At 44.9% G+C, this 16,500-nt stretch carries 15 protein-coding genes; 5 read left to right on the top strand and 10 right to left on the bottom strand.

Annotation, left to right across the window (positions count from 1 at the left end; genetic code table 11):
* Window positions 1–204: 204 nt before the first annotated feature.
* The 5 genes from CEW91_RS07865 to CEW91_RS07885 all read right to left on the bottom strand — a co-directional run bounded on the left by CEW91_RS07865 (window position 205) and on the right by CEW91_RS07885 (window position 4,206).
* Window positions 205–1,278, bottom strand: coding sequence for a DUF6236 family protein (locus CEW91_RS07865; RefSeq protein ID WP_088768457.1), 1,074 nt, complete (start codon window positions 1,276–1,278; stop codon window positions 205–207).
* Between the two features lie 66 nt (window positions 1,279–1,344).
* Window positions 1,345–2,055 carry a hypothetical protein gene (locus CEW91_RS07870; RefSeq protein ID WP_088768458.1) on the bottom strand — a complete coding sequence of 237 codons (711 nt, stop codon included), beginning with the start codon at window positions 2,053–2,055 and terminating at the stop codon, window positions 1,345–1,347.
* A 36-nt stretch (window positions 2,056–2,091) separates the two neighbouring features.
* Window positions 2,092–2,928, bottom strand: coding sequence for a hypothetical protein (locus CEW91_RS07875; protein WP_157776078.1), 837 nt, complete (start codon window positions 2,926–2,928; stop codon window positions 2,092–2,094).
* A gap of 244 nt (window positions 2,929–3,172) precedes the next feature.
* Window positions 3,173–3,604 (bottom strand): hypothetical protein, encoded by a 432-nt coding sequence (locus CEW91_RS07880; protein WP_088768460.1) that lies wholly within the window; start codon window positions 3,602–3,604, stop codon window positions 3,173–3,175.
* Between the two features lie 2 nt (window positions 3,605–3,606).
* A complete protein-coding gene (locus CEW91_RS07885; protein ID WP_088768461.1) occupies window positions 3,607–4,206 on the bottom strand; it encodes a hypothetical protein in 600 nt (199 codons plus the stop codon).
* A 489-nt stretch (window positions 4,207–4,695) separates the two neighbouring features.
* Between CEW91_RS07885 and CEW91_RS07890 the strand changes: the two genes are divergently transcribed.
* The 3 genes from CEW91_RS07890 to CEW91_RS07900 all read left to right on the top strand — a co-directional run bounded on the left by CEW91_RS07890 (window position 4,696) and on the right by CEW91_RS07900 (window position 7,875).
* Window positions 4,696–5,469, top strand: coding sequence for a hypothetical protein (locus CEW91_RS07890; RefSeq protein WP_088768462.1), 774 nt, complete (start codon window positions 4,696–4,698; stop codon window positions 5,467–5,469).
* Between the two features lie 403 nt (window positions 5,470–5,872).
* On the top strand, window positions 5,873–6,529 hold the full coding sequence (locus tag CEW91_RS07895; RefSeq protein ID WP_198400862.1) for a hypothetical protein: 657 nt from the start codon (window positions 5,873–5,875) through the stop codon (window positions 6,527–6,529).
* 104 nt (window positions 6,530–6,633) lie between these two features.
* A complete protein-coding gene (locus CEW91_RS07900) occupies window positions 6,634–7,875 on the top strand; it encodes a DUF6602 domain-containing protein (RefSeq protein WP_088768463.1) in 1,242 nt (413 codons plus the stop codon).
* Between the two features lie 112 nt (window positions 7,876–7,987).
* Here the strand turns inward: CEW91_RS07900 and queE are convergent, their stop codons facing one another.
* Entirely contained in the window at window positions 7,988–8,659 is a 672-nt protein-coding gene (queE, locus tag CEW91_RS07905; protein ID WP_088768464.1) for a 7-carboxy-7-deazaguanine synthase QueE, read from the bottom strand.
* Window positions 8,660–8,722: 63 nt separating this feature from the next.
* Here queE and queC point away from each other — a divergent pair, with 63 nt between their 5' ends.
* Window positions 8,723–9,382, top strand: a complete 660-nt coding sequence (gene queC / locus CEW91_RS07910) for a 7-cyano-7-deazaguanine synthase QueC (RefSeq protein ID WP_088768465.1) — start codon at window positions 8,723–8,725, stop codon at window positions 9,380–9,382.
* Here the strand turns inward: queC and nagZ are convergent.
* The gene (nagZ, locus tag CEW91_RS07915; protein ID WP_088768466.1) at window positions 9,379–10,383 is read right to left on the bottom strand and encodes a beta-N-acetylhexosaminidase; all 1,005 of its coding nucleotides are present in this window, start codon (window positions 10,381–10,383) and stop codon (window positions 9,379–9,381) included. The two genes, queC and nagZ, sit on opposite strands and share 4 nt — an antisense overlap.
* A gap of 150 nt (window positions 10,384–10,533) precedes the next feature.
* On the opposite strand from nagZ, the gene CEW91_RS07920 reads away from it, so the two are divergent.
* Window positions 10,534–11,874, top strand: a complete 1,341-nt coding sequence (locus CEW91_RS07920; protein ID WP_088768467.1) for a S41 family peptidase — start codon at window positions 10,534–10,536, stop codon at window positions 11,872–11,874.
* A 19-nt stretch (window positions 11,875–11,893) separates the two neighbouring features.
* Here the strand turns inward: CEW91_RS07920 and CEW91_RS07925 are convergent, their stop codons facing one another.
* The 3 genes from CEW91_RS07925 to CEW91_RS07935 form a co-directional block, all read right to left on the bottom strand.
* Window positions 11,894–14,233: an acyl-CoA dehydrogenase gene (locus CEW91_RS07925; protein ID WP_088768468.1), complete on the bottom strand. Its 2,340-nt coding sequence runs from the start codon at window positions 14,231–14,233 to the stop codon at window positions 11,894–11,896.
* 63 nt (window positions 14,234–14,296) lie between these two features.
* Window positions 14,297–14,923, bottom strand: coding sequence for a TetR/AcrR family transcriptional regulator (locus CEW91_RS07930; protein WP_053952765.1), 627 nt, complete (start codon window positions 14,921–14,923; stop codon window positions 14,297–14,299).
* Window positions 14,924–15,005: 82 nt separating this feature from the next.
* Window positions 15,006–16,499, bottom strand: coding sequence for a TrkH family potassium uptake protein (locus tag CEW91_RS07935; RefSeq protein WP_088768469.1), 1,494 nt, complete (start codon window positions 16,497–16,499; stop codon window positions 15,006–15,008).
* Between the last annotated feature and the right edge of the window lies 1 nt (window position 16,500).

Genomic DNA, 16,500 nt, shown 5'->3' on the forward strand with positions numbered 1-16,500 from the left:
GTCCTAATGCTGATGCTTTTGTAAGACATTTGCGTCAGATGGCTCAGACATCCCCACTGTCTGGTTAGTGCCAGGAGCGGACGTTAACACCGCATTAAGGTGTGAGCAACGCTATCACTAAATCTCAACCATACCGCCGTAAACACAAAACCCAACGATGGAATGAAAAATGCCAAGCGTTGGGAATCAGTCTTAAATGCTTTGTTAGGCAAAATCCGCTCGCATTTTAAGGTGGGCAATATATGCCAATGGTAATGCTTCCGCTTTTTTCCTCTCAGAGCGAATGCTATTTAAAGCTTGGTATGCTGTGGAAGCAAAGGACAGTCCAGCTCCTGCATAAGCTACTTTATTTCCAGTTTCAGCAGCTACCATCGCTAATCCCGTCCCGAATAAAGGTGCAATGGAGCCCAACATAATCTTTGACCAGGATGGCTTCATTGCATCGATGATTTCATCAGTGTCTTCTTTACAACGCCGAATAAAGTCACTAGTCGCGTCTAATCGATCATCTGCACTTTCTAAGAGTGCAATATAGGCCGTCTCACTTTCGATCTTCTGTCGCAATCTAGGTAAAAGGTGCCCATGCTCCATCTTAAACTTAGCTAGTAAATCTAAATCAATTTTCCCAGAAGGGGTCGGTAAGATATTGTTTATCACTACATCCTGAGCCTTTCGGTGATGGTTAAATCTAGCATCTCGTTGCTGAAACAGGTTGTGACCAAGAAAGTTTGAGTACTTTCTTTCGCTTGTAATAGGAGCTGCACTTACTGTGTTGAGAGCACCTAAGCATATAGCTAAGTAAGCCATAAACATATTGGCAACTCTGGTATCCACGTTAAACCAAGTCCCATCCACTTGGTCGGCTAAGCCCTCTTCTATTAAATACTGGGGGAGTTCTCCCATTTTTTCTACATGGATTCCTGTCATTGGCATCATTTTTTCATGGTGGATACGAGAGCCAAATTTTTCTGCATGCATTCGTCCAGTATCAAAAACTCCTCGTATAGGCTTATCTCTATACTCCCTAGCCTTAGGCTCTAAATATCTAATAAAACTCTGTTCGAACTGAGGAATCTCATATAGGTGTTGTGACGGAAATATTTGTTCAGCTAAATCTCTCTCCAATAAAGCTCTCATGAACGGACTTAGTTGCTCTGGATTATCAATATGATCCATAGGAACTATTGCGCTCAACTTGTCCCAATAAAGTAAAGTTTTTATTGTCCATTGACTTTCCGGAATCGAAATATAAGGAAAGTAAAGAGCATTATTTCTCATTGTTAACCCTTTCTGCCTATCGCGCGCATTCACGCGCCAACACTGCTGGTCGCGTGCGATTTATTGTTAGTGCTCTGACTCCAGAAATGCATTCGTCGAATCCAAAATACCTCGAATTTTCGATAAATCAATATTAAGCTGGGTCAGCCATTTTTCGTACAAGTCGCCACATTCAGTAAGCATTCGACGGAGTTCGTCATTCTCGGCTTCAATCATAGCGTTGTACATTCCGTAGTCATCACCAGAGTTTGATAACTCAGCATAGAAAGCCTTAACTTTTGCGTCCGAGAAGATCTGAATGGACTTTTCATATAGTTCATCAGAGATTTCTGCCAGATCGTTTGATATCAACATCGGGTGCTCTCGAGTAGCAGCATTTATCTTCTCTATGATGTTTGTAAAGTAACTTGGATCGTCATCATGGAACTCGATATACTCAGCATTATCGACGAGTGATTTTCCGATATCCCTTTTTAAATTAATCAGCTTTTCGTATGCCTCTATTCGTTTGCTAAATAGCTCTTGGTACATTTCCTTAGAGATGGACGTGTAGCTCTCGCTTTTCAGCAACTCAAGTTTAAAATCGCTCTTAATTGCTTCCATCTGCAGCCTTGCAGTTGATTTAAACTCTGCCAGGTCCCGTTTGTGCCGTGCTACTTCGCCATTAATTATCCGCTTCGAGCTGATGTGAGCGAGGAACGATGCTAAACCAATAAGTACGGCAGAAACCCCTCCGAAAGGAAGTAATACCTGGTTGATCAAATAACTAAACGTCAAAGGTGCTCTCCTCTCTTATTAGCACTGAATTGCTTGTTAACTGTAATACCATCGATCATCATCATCGTATCCGTTTTCATGACACCACTGTTCAACATCATTATCTCTATCAATACTCGTTTCCATACCTGCAAGCTCTAGCTCTTCAAAATCGTCCAACTTCAAGCCGCACGCTTCACAAAGGAATGATTCACATAGAAAGGTAAGGGATATACCATCCTCATCCGAGGTCTCTTCTGTCTCTCCTGTAAACAAACCACCTTCACCACATATAGGGCACTCTTGCATCATCTGAGTCCAATCCTCACTGTAATAAAATGTCTCGCCAAACTTCCCACTTTTCACAATTCTCCGAGCGTTATCTAAGGCATTTTTAACTTTCTTTACCTTTTCTTCCTCGTAAAGTTGTAAAAAGCTTGCGGTTTTCTTCTCTGGCGTAAACGAAAAGTATTTGAAGACACTTAACTCAGAGATTTTTTGAAACAACTTCGTTGAGTGGTAAGCAATGCTCTCCAGTTCGTACCTTTGAAAGTCAGGAACTGACGCATGCACACTTACATTTCTTATTAAGGATAGCGAGGAGAGAAATCCTTTGTACTCCTGTTTAACTTCCGGGTAAAAATGAAAGAAAAGAGAACTAGCTTTATCTAGCTCAATGGTTTTGTATGAGAAATACCTAAGGTCATTAATGTAAGAAAGGGAGTTATGCTCTTTTGTCAAGCTTTCCGGGTAACACAATAACAACTTGGCTTCATCAGGTAAGCCTGCATAAAGCATATAGAGCGACTTATGTGCAATGATCGACTTCAGCAATAACTCAACACTTATACACAAATTTCCAATTGCAGGCTGAAAATCAACCCAACCCTTCATTCTAGCGTTATGAAAAGCATCTATGCCAATTTTGTAATACGACCTCGCACTAGATCTGAGATCCAGTGAAGTTTGACTCTCGAGTTTCTCGACTTCCTTCCTATACAAAAGTCACCTCTTCAAATCAGTTAACGCCGCCATATGGGGCATTGTTTATGGAGTGGAGCTTTGGGGTAAAGTAGCGAAGCCACCCCAAAGCGCAGCGAAGTATACGATGTCCCTATAATGGCCTGGTTATACAGAATTAATTTCTCTGTTGGCTATTTTTTCCGCCTTTTTCAGGTTTGATAGACAAAGACTTAACTAAGGAGTTACATAGTTCCAACCGCATGTTCTTAATCGCATTTTTTGGAACACCATTCTTTTCGGCATCTTTGATCAGGCATAATGCTTGCTCAATCTCTTTCGGCAATTCAGAATCTTTGGAGTAACTTTCTCTAACGGTTGGAATATGCATTACAGACAGGCCTACGATGAGATAGTGCCACAACTTCAAACTCGATAATTTGACCCATTGAATGCCTGTCCAAACCGGAGCGAACAAAACACCCACGATAACGTAAATCAGGGCGCCAACCACAAAACCCAATGATGTTCTTTTTGGGTGTGTACAAAATAAGATATCAATTGCTCTTGATATCCAATCTGACGAAGTATCTTTAAAATCCCTATTCATTATCAGACTCCTACCTCTTTGGCATGAGCAGCTACTCCACCTTTACCAAAGTTATGCGCTTTTTCAATTGTAAACTCATCCAGATCTATCAATTTTCTCGGTCCATCTCCATCATTGAGATCATTGTCCGAAGCTTCACTAATTATATATTTAAGGAACTGTCGTATTTCGTATTCACTATTCCCTAAGAATCCGTTACTTACTCTATAAGCGCTTATTGCAATCTTCACCCAAGGTAGCAACAACAAAACTAAAGAAACGAAAACAATTATTGAATCTATTGGCTTGTCCGCAAAAATCGAGAAAGACAAATACAGAACCATAAATACAGAAAAAGTTACTGAAACAAAGTTTGCTTCTTTCATTCTCCGAGCAAACATAATTCCATAAACCGAAGAGTACCGGTCATAAGCTCTTACTGTTTCATCATCTCGATTAACAAGCCTTTTCGAGATTAATTTCATAAGCTTATCGACTGTCTGGACTAGTCCTGCTTTCGTAGTTATGTAAGAGCTAAATAGCGAAACGAACACCCCTAGTACGGCAGACACAACGCTTGCGTGATCTAAAAGTGAAGCAAGTTTATCTAAAATTGATTCCATTTAAACTCCTTTTCGAATGTTGATAAATGAATTGATGTATAACATTTGTATATTGTGCGTGCGCATTTATAACCTCGCCTAATTAATAACTTTCGGTTCATAACTTACTGTTAAAGCAACCATTCCTGATTTGAAAGGTTCCGAGTTAGCAAAGGCAATTTGAGCGTGCTCAGTTACACTCTACCGAGCGCACAATATCCAACCTTTATTTTTGTTATGTCATTGACAGTAAACGACTTAAATACACAACACAATAACAAAGCGAGCAATATTTCCGAAGTGAATGTGCCGTGCACCGTTAAGGATACCCACAATTATTAATAACGGGACGGCTAGCCACTAGTTGGAGCATACTGAGAGCCAGAAGATCCGCTGCTCGCTCTTAGCCGACTGATTTGCATAAGCAAAAGGCTGAATTTTGCCTTTCTCGATAATGTTCGTGCTGTACACTATGACAATTTCAGTAAAGCGAAGGAATTCTAATAATATATGAGTTCTATAGATCGTAGCCTTTTGAATCGTCTCCTTGTTCTTTCCGCCGCTATAGCCGAAATGATCGAGCTAGAAAGCCATATGTTGTCTGAGTTTCGTGAATCTACTCACCAACTAGCAGGCAGGAATGAGTACTTAGCATTTTGGTTGAGAGCTCAATCATTTTTCGTATCTGCACAGTCCTTAACTGACAGTAAGCAAATCAAGCAATATTATTTAACCAATACCGCTAAGCATTGGCGGTTTGGAATAAAAGCTCTGCGGCACTTCTTTGCGCACGAGATAGATTTTATTCCCTCGCTTCATACCTCAGTCAGATTTATTCCGGAGGAAAAAGTCTCGATTTCACTCGAAGGGTTCGTAATCAGAACGGCAGAAGCAGACCTAATATTGAGGAATTGTGTCAAAAATGATTGGCGTCGAGAGTTACGAAAAAAGGAGAAAAACGGAGCTTTACCCTTCGGTAAGGTTAAAATGATTTATAAGAAGCATCGCACTACTCAGTTGCGAACTCTAAATGACTGGAGGAGCAGGCCGAACGAGAATGTTGTAGTAATCACCGATATCGCTACCAGACATTACTTGATCGCGTATGAGTTACTAAATGCTTTGAAGAGGAGAGAACAAACTCTCGCATCAGAAGTTGCTGAGGAAACTGCTGAGTATGATTCAGGTGTTATTCCTCTTAAAGATAAAGTGAAATCCATCGAGGATACAGTCGCTAAAGTCAAAGCTTATCGAGATAATAAATTTAAATGGAGTATTAACTAGCATTTACTTCCGGCTGAAGTGCGTTAAGCCGGTCCGCCATGAGCGAGGAACAGACCTTAGTTTTTTTGCACGAATTTAACTAGTGAACTTCGCGCCTACCATTAATAACTAAGAGGGACGGGAATCAGGCTCGGCACACTTATCTCTACAATATGGCACGTTTTTTTGTTGTGTTGTGGATTTAAGTCATTTACTGTCAATGACATAATGGGAAATCAAAATTAGGTATTGTGTGCCCGTTAGAGTGTAACTGTGCTTGCTCAAATTGTTGTAGCTTATTCAGAGCGTTTCAAGGTTGGAATTTTTTAGCTCAGTAACTTAAAGCTATTTAACTACCAACTTAACGAATGACAAAGTATGCATGAAAAATATACAAAGGTTAGCAAGACAAGAGGAGATATGAGTGGTGCCTTGTTACTACAGAGGCTGCGATAACGAAGCGGACACAAAGGAACACGTTCCTCCTAAAGCTTTCTTCCCAAAGGATCAACGAAATCAGCTTCTTACCGTTCCCTCGTGTAAGTCTCACAATAATTCTAAAACAAACGACGACACTTATGTTCTAGCTCATATCTGCATGAATGCTTCGCCATCCAATGGCGCGCGTGAAATCTTCACGCAAAAGATACTCCCCCAACTTGGATATAACGAAAGTGTATTTAGAAAAATGCTTTTGAAAGGGTCAGAGCGCTATGACAACGGCACTGTTCGATACCGTGTTGATGTAGAGCGATTTGATGACTTTTTCACCGCACTTTCAATGGGGATAGTCTACAAGGCGTGTGACAATCAACTACCTGAATCCTATTCTATAGCCCACATCTATCATAATTTTAAAGATGATAATGAAACCCCTGAGTACAGAGCTCTAAAAGAGAGTATCAGTCGTCTCTATTCGGGAACACCGATGCATTTTCTGGATTTTGGCGAGCTAGATGCGCGGAATGAAAAGATATATTCGGTTAAAGTGTTTGGTATGCCAGAGTTCCGCTCATCAATAACAGTGGATCACCTATTCTTTGGTATTTTCCGGGTAACATCTATGCTGAGTAAGAAATAGGGTGCGGATGTTTAACCCTGCTAACCAGAGAATCAAGCCGACCAATTTTCCGCAGCCGCTCCAAATTGGCGGATCATTCAAGGCGCTAGGCTACTGAGGTATCAATGTCAGATAATGAATTCATAGTAAAAATGCTTGAGGATGCCGCAGAGCTAAGGAAAGGTGTATTTGAATTCCAAGGCTTTGAACGCGAGTTTCTTCTATACCAAGAACAATTACTAAGAGAATATGAAAAGTCCTCTGGTTTAAAGCATCCGGGAAATCGTGGTGATGCCCGAGAAGATTATCTGCGAAATTTTTTCTCTGCTTATGGCTTGATACCACAGAAATATGGGATTTCCTCTTCTAGTGGTCGAGTTGTATCAAGTTCTGGTCACCACAGCGAAGAGCTAGATTTATTGTTCTACGACCAATCAAATAGCATTTCTCTTTTGAAATATCAAAGCTCAGAGTTCTACCCTGTGGAACACGTCCATGGTGTCATTCAAGTAAAATCCTGCTTTAGAAACAAAAAAACAGTTAAAGATGGATTAAGAAATATCGCATCATTTAAAAAGCTAAAGAAATCAGGAAAAGCAATACAGAAAATAAACGGCTTAACTATTGAGTCACCCTCGACAAGAGGGTTCGGAATTTTATTTGCATATAAATCATCACTTAAGTGGTTAACGGTCATAAATGCTATTAAAGAGTTTATGGCTGAAGCGCCAAGTACCGAATGGCCTAATGCGGTTGTGATTCTAGATGAAGGCCTTATTGTTCCATTTGATGGGAGTCGAGGCTGCTTTCAAACACCTGATATAGATAAGCTGACTTCAACAGAAATCATTGGACGTCCAAATAATGGCGACTGTCTGCTCAGTTTCTATTCCATGCTAATGGAAATGCTGGACAATACTACGCTTGGTGGATTTCAGCTTTCTAACTACATCAGACTACCTCTTTTATCAGGGGACATTTCTTATAATTTCTCTTATGGCCCATTTGCAGAAGTTGGCAATTGTGAAAAACACGGGCAATACCTTAGGGAAATATCACAGGAAGCCTTAAAGAAAATTATTGATACTTGTGATGGTCAAGACACTATTAACTGGATCAAGGCGCTTGATATAGCGTACGGCAGACCTGATGATAATATTGAGGCATATGAACGTCAGCCTGGTGAAGTACACATATATAACCCAGATGACGAGGAATTAAAGGATATTCTTGTATTTCCAAATGAGCCACATGGTCTTGCCTATGATTCAGTATCAATCGAAGGCAAAACATACTGGGTACCGTACGCGTATAGCATTAGAGATAACTTAGTTGTAATAGAGTGCCCAAAATGCAAAAAAGCCTAACAAATCAATTAACTTCGCACCTTCGGCGCCGGAGAGCCTAACACGTGCCGGTTATTGAGGCTCCAATGTCCGCTCTTGGCACTTAACAGCCAGTCATTGGAATATAGAAGCCTTACTCAATATTAAGATATTTATGCATCTGCACCGACAAGCGCCAGTTGCGCTCAATGCAGGTTTGCATGGCAAGCTCAGTGGCGCGTGGGCGCTGGCTTATTGGCTGTAGGCAAATAATTGCGTCAGCTTTGGGTGGGCAACGTTTTAGCAGTGAGTCTAAAGCGTCTATGTGTTTTTGCATGGCAACCGGGTGTTTTATTTCGTTAGCGCGCGCCATGCAGTCTGGCCGCACCAGGTAGCCGCCTGGCATATCCAACTTAGGCGACACCGTTACCCAGGTGTTGTTGGTCACTTTTAGCTCGAAGGTGCCGCTGGTTTCAATTTGCAGCTGGTAGCCTTTAGCTTCTAAGGCTTCGCCTAGCGGCAGCAAGTCGAACATAGCGGGCTCGCCGCCGGTTATTACCACGTGTTTGGCAGCGTAACCTTCTTGCTCAAAGCGTTTGACTATGTCTTCGGCGGTCATTTCTGCCCATTTCGATGAGGCTTCGGTCTTTGCCATCATCTCGTCGGCGCTGACATTGTCGCTGTCGTTGGTTTCCCAGGTGTGTTGGGTGTCGCACCACGGACAACCCACGGGGCAGCCTTGCAAGCGCACAAATATGGATGGCACACCGGTAAAGGTGCCCTCGCCCTGCAGGGTCTCGAAAATTTCGTTGATGCGGTAAGACATAGCTTTCGTTAAAATGGCTTCTATTAAGGTGAATAGACCGCAGATTATACGGAGAGTTACAGCATGTCGCAAAAGGTCGTTGTTATTTATTCAGGTGGAATGGACTCGTTTACGGTGCTGCACAAAGCATTGCAGGAAGGCAATGAGGTGCTGGCACTGTCGTTTAACTACGGTCAGCGCCATGTGAAAGAACTACAAGTTGCCGCTAACGTCTGCAAACAGCATGGAATTCCGCATAAAGTGGTCGACATTACTGCCATTAACCAACTTTTGGCGGGTAGTTCATTAACCGACGACATTGAAATTCCCGAGGGACACTACGAGGAAGAGTCGATGAAGTCGACGGTGGTGCCCAACCGCAATATGATTTTGTTGTCGTTAGCCATTGGTTATGCGGTGTCTGAAAACGCTTCGGCGGTTTACTATGGTGCGCACTCAGGCGATCACGCCATTTATCCGGACTGTCGCCCTGAGTTTGTGCGCCAAATGGATGTGGTCAGTAAAATGGCCAATTACGAACCGGTAGCGGTTCATGCGCCCTATTTAGACGTCGATAAAAACGCCATTTTAGCTGACGGCCTGAAAATGGGCTTAGACTACAGCCAAACCTGGACGTGCTATAACGGCCGGGACAAGGCCTGTGGTAAGTGCGGTGCCTGTGTGGAGCGGTTAGAGGCCTTCGCTGCTAACGGCGTTGAAGACCCCATTCCTTACGAAGCTTAATTAACCACCGAAAGCCAGCGCTGTGCTTGCTGCCAGCGCTCGGTGCGTTTTAACGCTTCCAAGCCTACCGCTGGTTCGCTCATTAGCATACGCTGCACCCGCTGAGCACTCTCAGGCTCTGTTGCCGGAAGCTCTGCGTCGAGAACCTGTAAGGCTCCTGCTCTGTCATTACACACCAGTATCATATCGCAGCCTGCGTTCAGTGCGGCGAATACGCGTTGTTGCATGTCACCCGCAACCGTGGCGCCTTGCATCGACAAGTCATCACTGAAAATGGTGCCGTTAAATTGCAGTTCGTTGCGCAGTATTTGTTGTAGCCAAAACTCACTAAAGCCAGCGGGCTGTGGGTCAATTTTCGGATAAATAACGTGTGCCGGCATGATGCCATCGAGCTTTTGGCTTAATGACAGAAATGGCTTTAAGTCGTGAGCACGAATTTGCTCTAGTGTGCGGTCGTCTTCTGGAATGGCAATGTGTGAGTCAGCCTGCACCGAGCCATGACCCGGGAAATGCTTGCCCGTAGAAGCCATACCGGCTTCATGCATGCCCTCTATAAACGCCGATGCCAGCTCGGAAATCTCTGAGGGGACATCAGAGAATGCGCGATCAGCAATCACTTCGCTGCAATCATCAACGTCTAATACTGGCGCAAAGCTAATATCGATGCCAACCGCCTGTACTTCTGCTGCCATTAACCATCCTAAGTCTCGCGCAGCGCGGTGGCGTTCGTCCGCATTCTCGATGCCGCGTAACGATCCCATTGCCGGAATCGCACTAAAGCCCTCGCGAAATCGCTGTACACGCCCGCCTTCGTGGTCAACCGCAATAAGTAATGGCTTAGCGGCCGCCATACGTGCTTCCTGGGTTAATCGAGCCAACTGCTCAAGCGATGCGAAGTTACGTGTAAACAGTATCAACCCATTAACCGAGGGCTGCGCCAATAGCTTTTTGTCTTCTGGCGTTAGCTCTGTACCCTCAATGTCTATCATGACTTGTGCCATAACGTCGTTGTTCTCCGTCTGTGTTTAACGGTAAATAGTCAGTGTCGGCAGTGTGCCACGATGCAGTAAAAAGCGCCACGCTGGATGTTCATCTTTTCGTTCTCTGTGCTAAATTGTGAGTTAACATTTTTATAACACGCGAGATGCAGTATGACCTTTAAGAAACCTTTATTGCTACTGAGCATGGCAGCGGTATTATCAGCCTGTGGTGGCTCTGACAGCAGCTCTGACACCGGCGGTACGGGTGGAGGCTCCGGCTACGCCACGTGCTCGGCCGAAGACCAAAACCAGCGCTTTTTCAATTATATGAAAGAGGACTACTTTTGGGCAGACCAACTACAGGACAGTATTGACCCGGAAGCATTTGACGATGTTTACGCGGTGCTTGAAGAGTTACGCGTGCCGGAAGACCGCTACAGCTACATTTTAACCGAGGAAGAGTACGAACAATTGTTTGTGAACGCCACCTACTTTGGCTTCGGTTTTTCAATGGAGCAGATAAGCGATACTCGCGTGAAAATTCGCTTTGTTTATAACGACTCTCCGGCTGCTACGGCAGGTATAGAACGTGCTGACGAGCTCATTGCTATTGATGGTGTCCCCGTTTCTGAACTGCTTGCCAACGGCGAATTTGATGATGCCTTAGGGCCAAACGAAGAAGGTCTGAGTAGAGAACTTACTTGGAAAACACCAGGAGAGCCAGAGCAAACCGATATTCTCAGCAAAGTGGAAGTTGAAACCAACACGGTGATGGGCGCACAAACCACGGCGCTCGATAACGGAGACACCGCCGGTTACTTCACTCTCGACTCTTTCATTAACCGTACGGGCAGTGACTTAAACGAAGCTTTTGACTTGTTCGCTAACGAAGGCGTTGATCATTTAATTATCGATGTGCGCTACAACGGTGGTGGTCTCATTCGTTACGCCAACCAAACCTCCAGCCAGGCGGCAGGCAATAACGTACTGGGCGAAACCTTTTTGACTTACCGCTTTAATGAGCAAAACAGCGATAAAAACGAAACCCTTCAATTTCGCTTAGTCGACGGCACTCAGCAGCTCGACTTAGACACCGTTTATGTTTTAACGACTGGCAGCAGCTGCTCTTCTTCGGAAATTATCATTAACTCTTTAAAACCTTACGTGAATGTTGTCACTATTGGTGAGAACACCTGTGGTAAACCTGTCGGCCAACAGCCTGAACCGTTGTGCGACAAAGTGACTTTTGCTATTAACTTTGAAACGGTTAATGCGGAGGGTGAAGGCCAATATTACAACGGATTGGTCCCTACCTGCGAGGTTCAGGACCAAATTAGGGCTGATTGGGGAAGTCGGCAAGATCCGCTGACTGGCGCTGCATACAGCTATATTGAAACCGGCAGTTGCCCGGCTACAGCCAGTGCCAGCGCAGAAACGAAAAAGAGCGCTCAACAGCGCTCTTTTGTAGACCCAGTGTTCAACCTAAAAGACAAACGTCGAACACTTTATTAAGTTGCAATGAATGCGGTGGTCAGTCTCTGACCGCCGCTTTTCTTAAGTCGCCTTTCGCCGTATAAAACTGGTTATTTTCCAGAATACCCGGCGCGAAACTGTCGACACCAATAGCAAGCAGGCGCAGCTCTTCGGTTTCTGCGAGTTTATCGGCCGTTTCTTTATCCACTAAGCCTTTTTCTAAAGCCGCATCGGCAAGTTCCTGACCGTTTAGGTTGGCCGACAGTTCACCGCGTTTCTGTGCTTTTCGAAGGGTTTTATAAACCGACTTCATTTCCAGCATTGATAAAAACGCTTTTTCCATGTGGCCGGTCGGGTCGTTCTTGTCGTCTTTCCAGTAACACAGGAACGTATGGCGGTCACGCGTGACGCCTGGCTCCATCATGCTTAGGCTAATTTCCTGCAGGGTGTCGTCTTTTGGCTTCTTAAAGTGATTACCCAGAGGGAATATCACTAAACGCATCATCCAGGCGACGGCACGGTTCGGGAAGTTGTCGAAGAAACCATAGAACGCTTCAGCAATACTGTGCAGGTGGTGCTGTAATGCATAGTGCACATACGGCAAGTCAGCAACCTGACGTCCTTCGTCTTCAAAACGCTTCAGCACCGCAGAGCCCATGTATAAATGACTTAATACATCGCCGAGGCGCGCTGAAATCATTTCTTTACGCTTCAAATCACCGCCCATCATCAGCATGGAGATGTCTGACGCTAGCGCCAAACCACGGCTCATGCGCCCCAATTTACGATAATACTGCGCGGTTTCACCGCTAACCGGAGACTCGCCAAAGCGTGCGCCTGTCAGACCCAACCATAAGCTGCCAAATACGTTGCTGGCAGCAAAGCCAATGTGTTTCATCAGCAAGCCGTCAAACTCGCGCATACCCTCGTCTTCATTCGGGTTTGCGGCCGCTTGCATTTCTTTCAGTACATACGGATGACAACGCGTCGCCCCCTGACCGAAAATCATCAGGTTACGGGTTAAGATGTTGGCACCTTCTACCGTAATGGAAACGGGGGTTGCCATATAATTGTGACCCAGGTAATTATGCGGCCCCAATTGAATGCCCTTACCAGCATGAATGTCCATTGCGTGTTCAATCACTTCACGCCCCATTTCCGTCATGTGGTACTTGGTCATTGCCGTCACAACTGACGGGCTCATGCCCTGGCACAGTGATGAAATTGTTAAGCGGCGCATGGATTCAAGAATATAGTTCGTGCCACCAATTTTACCCATTGATGACTGCACGCCCTCAAACATACCAATAGGCAGCCCGAATTGCTGACGCACGTAAGCATACGCACCCGTCATGCGCTGAGTCACGTGGCCCGATGCTGTCGCCAACGCGGGCAGTGAAATACCGCGACCGGCTGACAAGCATTCGACCAGCATACGCCACCCCTTACCGGCATACTCTTCGCCGCCGATAATCCATTTCAGCGGAATAAATACGTCTTTGCCGTACGTTGTACCGTTTAAAAACGCCTGATTTAACGGGAAGTGACGGTCACCAATTTCGACGCCTTTGTGGCTGGTCGGAATAAGTGCACAAGTAATGCCTATGTCTTTTTTGTCGCCCATTAAACCTTCCGGGTCGTACAGTTTAAACGCCAAACCAAGCACGGTCGCAGACGGCGCCAGAGTAATGTAACGCTTTGACCAGTTCAGACGAATACCAACAACTTCTTCGCCCTCGTGCTCGCCTTTACAGACGATACCTTCATCAGGAATAGATCCCGCATCAGACCCAGCTTCAGGACCCGTTAAGGCAAAACATGGAATATCGGTACCATCCGCTAAACGCGGCAACCAATATTCTTTTTGCTCTTTCGTCCCATAGTGCGTCAGCAATTCACCTGGGCCTAATGAGTTAGGCACCATAACCGATACTGCGGCGCTAATTGAACGGCTGGCAATACGCGACACAATGTAAGAGTTTGCCGCCGGAGAGAAGTCGAGACCGCCGTGTTCTTTACCAATAATCATGGCAAAGAAACGTTCCTTTCTCAGAAAGTCCCACACTTGTTTCGGCAGGTCTCTGTCCTGTTGAACAATTTTGAAGTCATCGATCATATCCAGCAAGGTGTTCAGCTGGTTATCAATGAAGTCTTGCTCATCCTGAGTCAGTTTCGGTTGCGGCATGTCCAGCAGTTTTTGCCAGTCAGGGCGACCTTTGAACAATTCACCGTCCCACCATACGTCCCCTGCTTCCATGGCTTCACGCTCAGTGTCAGACATAGGCGGCAGAATGCGCTTAAAAATACCAAAAACAGGTTTCGTGATAAGGCTGCGACGGATATCTCCGACTGCAAATACCAGTACCACTAAAACCAACAACAAAATGAGAATTTCCATGGTTATCTCCAGTGCACCATCACAATAAAAGTGTAGTCAAAACTCCGTCTTACGACAGTTTATTTACGAATTTTCGAGTCCGCCCGAAACAAACGGAATAAGTTGATCAATGACATCCTGCGCGCCAATTTGCTGATTAAACTCGGCTTGGGCTATTTCGATAAGTGCCTGACCGGACACCTGAGCGAAAACAACCGAGCCCAATACAAAATGCAGACGCCAGAACATTTGCTGTTCATCTAAATGCGGGTTTGTGCGCTTTAAAAGCTGCAGCAAATGTTGTAATACATTGCCGTATTCTTGCTGAGTGTATTTACGCAAATGCCCTTGTATTTCAGAATAAGCAAAACCTAATAGCCTTAAAAACGTATCGGGGCCGCGCTTGTTGATTTGGGTCAGTTTAGCCAGTGGCAATTTGAAGCGCTCAAATAATGCTTGCGTTTTAAGGTCTTTTTGGGCTTCAGCTTCGTTTAGCTGTTCTTCTAGAGCCGGCATAAAAACACTTAAATAGCGGGCAATAACCGCCTGTATCAGCGCTTTTTTTGAGCCAAAGTGATAATTAACAGACGCCAGATTCACGCCCGCTTCGTGGGTTATCTGCCGTAAAGAGGTCTGTTCAAAACCGTCTCGCGCAAACAGCGCTTCAGCGGCGTTGAGTATTTTTTGTTGAGTCGTAATGCGTGCTGCCATGATATAAATAAACGCATGATTTAAACATGCGTTTAATTTAATTCATGTCGTTTCAGCGTGCAAGTGTTCGCTGAAATTTATTTTAGTGCTTCCAGTAATGTCTATGAAATAAGATCAGTACCGTCATAATCTCCAAACGCCCTGCTAGCATGGCAAATATCAGCAGCAATTTGGCTCCACCGTCCAGGCTGGAAAAGTTACCTGCGGGTCCAATAATTTCACCAAGACCAGGGCCAACGTTGCCCACAGCGGATGCCGCTCCGGAAATAGCGGTTAGAAAATCGAGCTCAAACAATGACAAACCAAGTGCAATAACCGCTATCAGTAAAAAATACATGAAGCAAAAGGCAACCATTGAACCCAGCAGTGAATCGTTAACTCGTCGTTCCTGGTACGTTTCAACCCGCACTAAATTTGGGTGAATGAGTTGGCTAAACTGTTTTTTAAGCAGTAACTGTGAAAGCTGGAAACGGAATATTTTCATACCACCGGCGGTTGACCCGGTACAGCCACCAATAAACATGAGATAGAAGAAAACCATCAGGGACCAGCTACCCCAGTTGCCGTAATCTTCCGTCGCATACCCTGTTGTGGTCACCACAGATACAACATTAAATGCGGTATGCATGAGAGCGTCACCGACCTCGCGCCCTTTCAGCACTTGCACCAAAGTAATAAGCACAATGGCGATCATTAAAAAGGTGACAAACGCGCGTACCTGGGTGTCCTTCCAAAGTGGTTCATAATCCCCTTTTAGTACTCGAATGTAGAGTACAAAAGGTAATGCCCCCGCCACCATGAACAGTGTACCGGTTATAACCAAAAACGGTGTATCGGAAAAGTGACCGAAAGAAGCGTCATAATTTGAGAAACCGGCGGTCCCTATGGTTGTCATACCATGAACCAAGGCATCAAAGCTTGTCATGCCACCCAAAAGATACAACGCAACAACAGCAACCGTTAGTATCAGGTAGACTCGACCAATGGCTAAAACCATGTGACTGGAGCGAGGCATAAATTTACCCGACATATCGGACGATTCAGCCTGGAACAGTCGCATACCGCCAACCTGCAAAAACGGTAATATCGCCATGGCCATAACGATGATCCCGATACCGCCTAACCACTGCAGCATCGCCCGCCATAGCAAAACACTGGATGGCAGATCATCAAGCCCGGAAATAACAGTGGCTCCAGTGGTGGTAATAGCCGACATAGCCTCAAACCACGCACTGGAAAAATCGAGATAAGGCTGAGCGAAAATAAACGGTAACGTCGCAAAAAGACTGGCTGATACCCAACATAAGGTGGTTAACAAAAAGACCTGGCGTGCTCTCAGTTTGGCGTCACCCACAGGCTGTAGAAAAAGTGCAACACCAACGACAAAACCAATAATAGCCAATGTTAAATACGTCCACTGCTCCTTTTCCGCGTTAATAACGGCCATAACAAATGGTGCTAATAACGCCAGAGAAAGCAGCGCCAGCAAACCACCGACCGCTTTTAATAAGAGCTTCACCGCCTGGCGTTTATCAAGCGGTGTTTGCTTAAGTGAGCTGCCGGCCTGAAGCGACATG

This window comes from Idiomarina piscisalsi, assembly GCF_002211765.1.
Lineage (GTDB): Bacteria > Pseudomonadota > Gammaproteobacteria > Enterobacterales > Alteromonadaceae > Idiomarina > Idiomarina piscisalsi_A.

Coding starts and splice junctions, on each gene's coding strand:
- CEW91_RS07865 (WP_088768457.1), bottom strand. CDS start 1,278: ATGAGAAATAATGCTCTTTACTTTCCTTATATTTCGATTCCGGAAAGT.
- CEW91_RS07875 (WP_157776078.1), bottom strand. CDS start 2,928: ATGAAGGGTTGGGTTGATTTTCAGCCTGCAATTGGAAATTTGTGTATA.
- CEW91_RS07880 (WP_088768460.1), bottom strand. CDS start 3,604: ATGAATAGGGATTTTAAAGATACTTCGTCAGATTGGATATCAAGAGCA.
- CEW91_RS07885 (WP_088768461.1), bottom strand. CDS start 4,206: ATGGAATCAATTTTAGATAAACTTGCTTCACTTTTAGATCACGCAAGC.
- CEW91_RS07890 (WP_088768462.1), top strand. CDS start 4,696: ATGAGTTCTATAGATCGTAGCCTTTTGAATCGTCTCCTTGTTCTTTCC.
- CEW91_RS07900 (WP_088768463.1), top strand. CDS start 6,634: ATGTCAGATAATGAATTCATAGTAAAAATGCTTGAGGATGCCGCAGAG.
- queE (WP_088768464.1), bottom strand. CDS start 8,659: ATGTCTTACCGCATCAACGAAATTTTCGAGACCCTGCAGGGCGAGGGC.
- queC (WP_088768465.1), top strand. CDS start 8,723: ATGTCGCAAAAGGTCGTTGTTATTTATTCAGGTGGAATGGACTCGTTT.
- nagZ (WP_088768466.1), bottom strand. CDS start 10,383: ATGGCACAAGTCATGATAGACATTGAGGGTACAGAGCTAACGCCAGAA.
- CEW91_RS07920 (WP_088768467.1), top strand. CDS start 10,534: ATGACCTTTAAGAAACCTTTATTGCTACTGAGCATGGCAGCGGTATTA.
- CEW91_RS07925 (WP_088768468.1), bottom strand. CDS start 14,233: ATGGAAATTCTCATTTTGTTGTTGGTTTTAGTGGTACTGGTATTTGCA.
- CEW91_RS07930 (WP_053952765.1), bottom strand. CDS start 14,923: ATGGCAGCACGCATTACGACTCAACAAAAAATACTCAACGCCGCTGAA.
- CEW91_RS07935 (WP_088768469.1), bottom strand. CDS start 16,499: ATGTCGCTTCAGGCCGGCAGCTCACTTAAGCAAACACCGCTTGATAAA.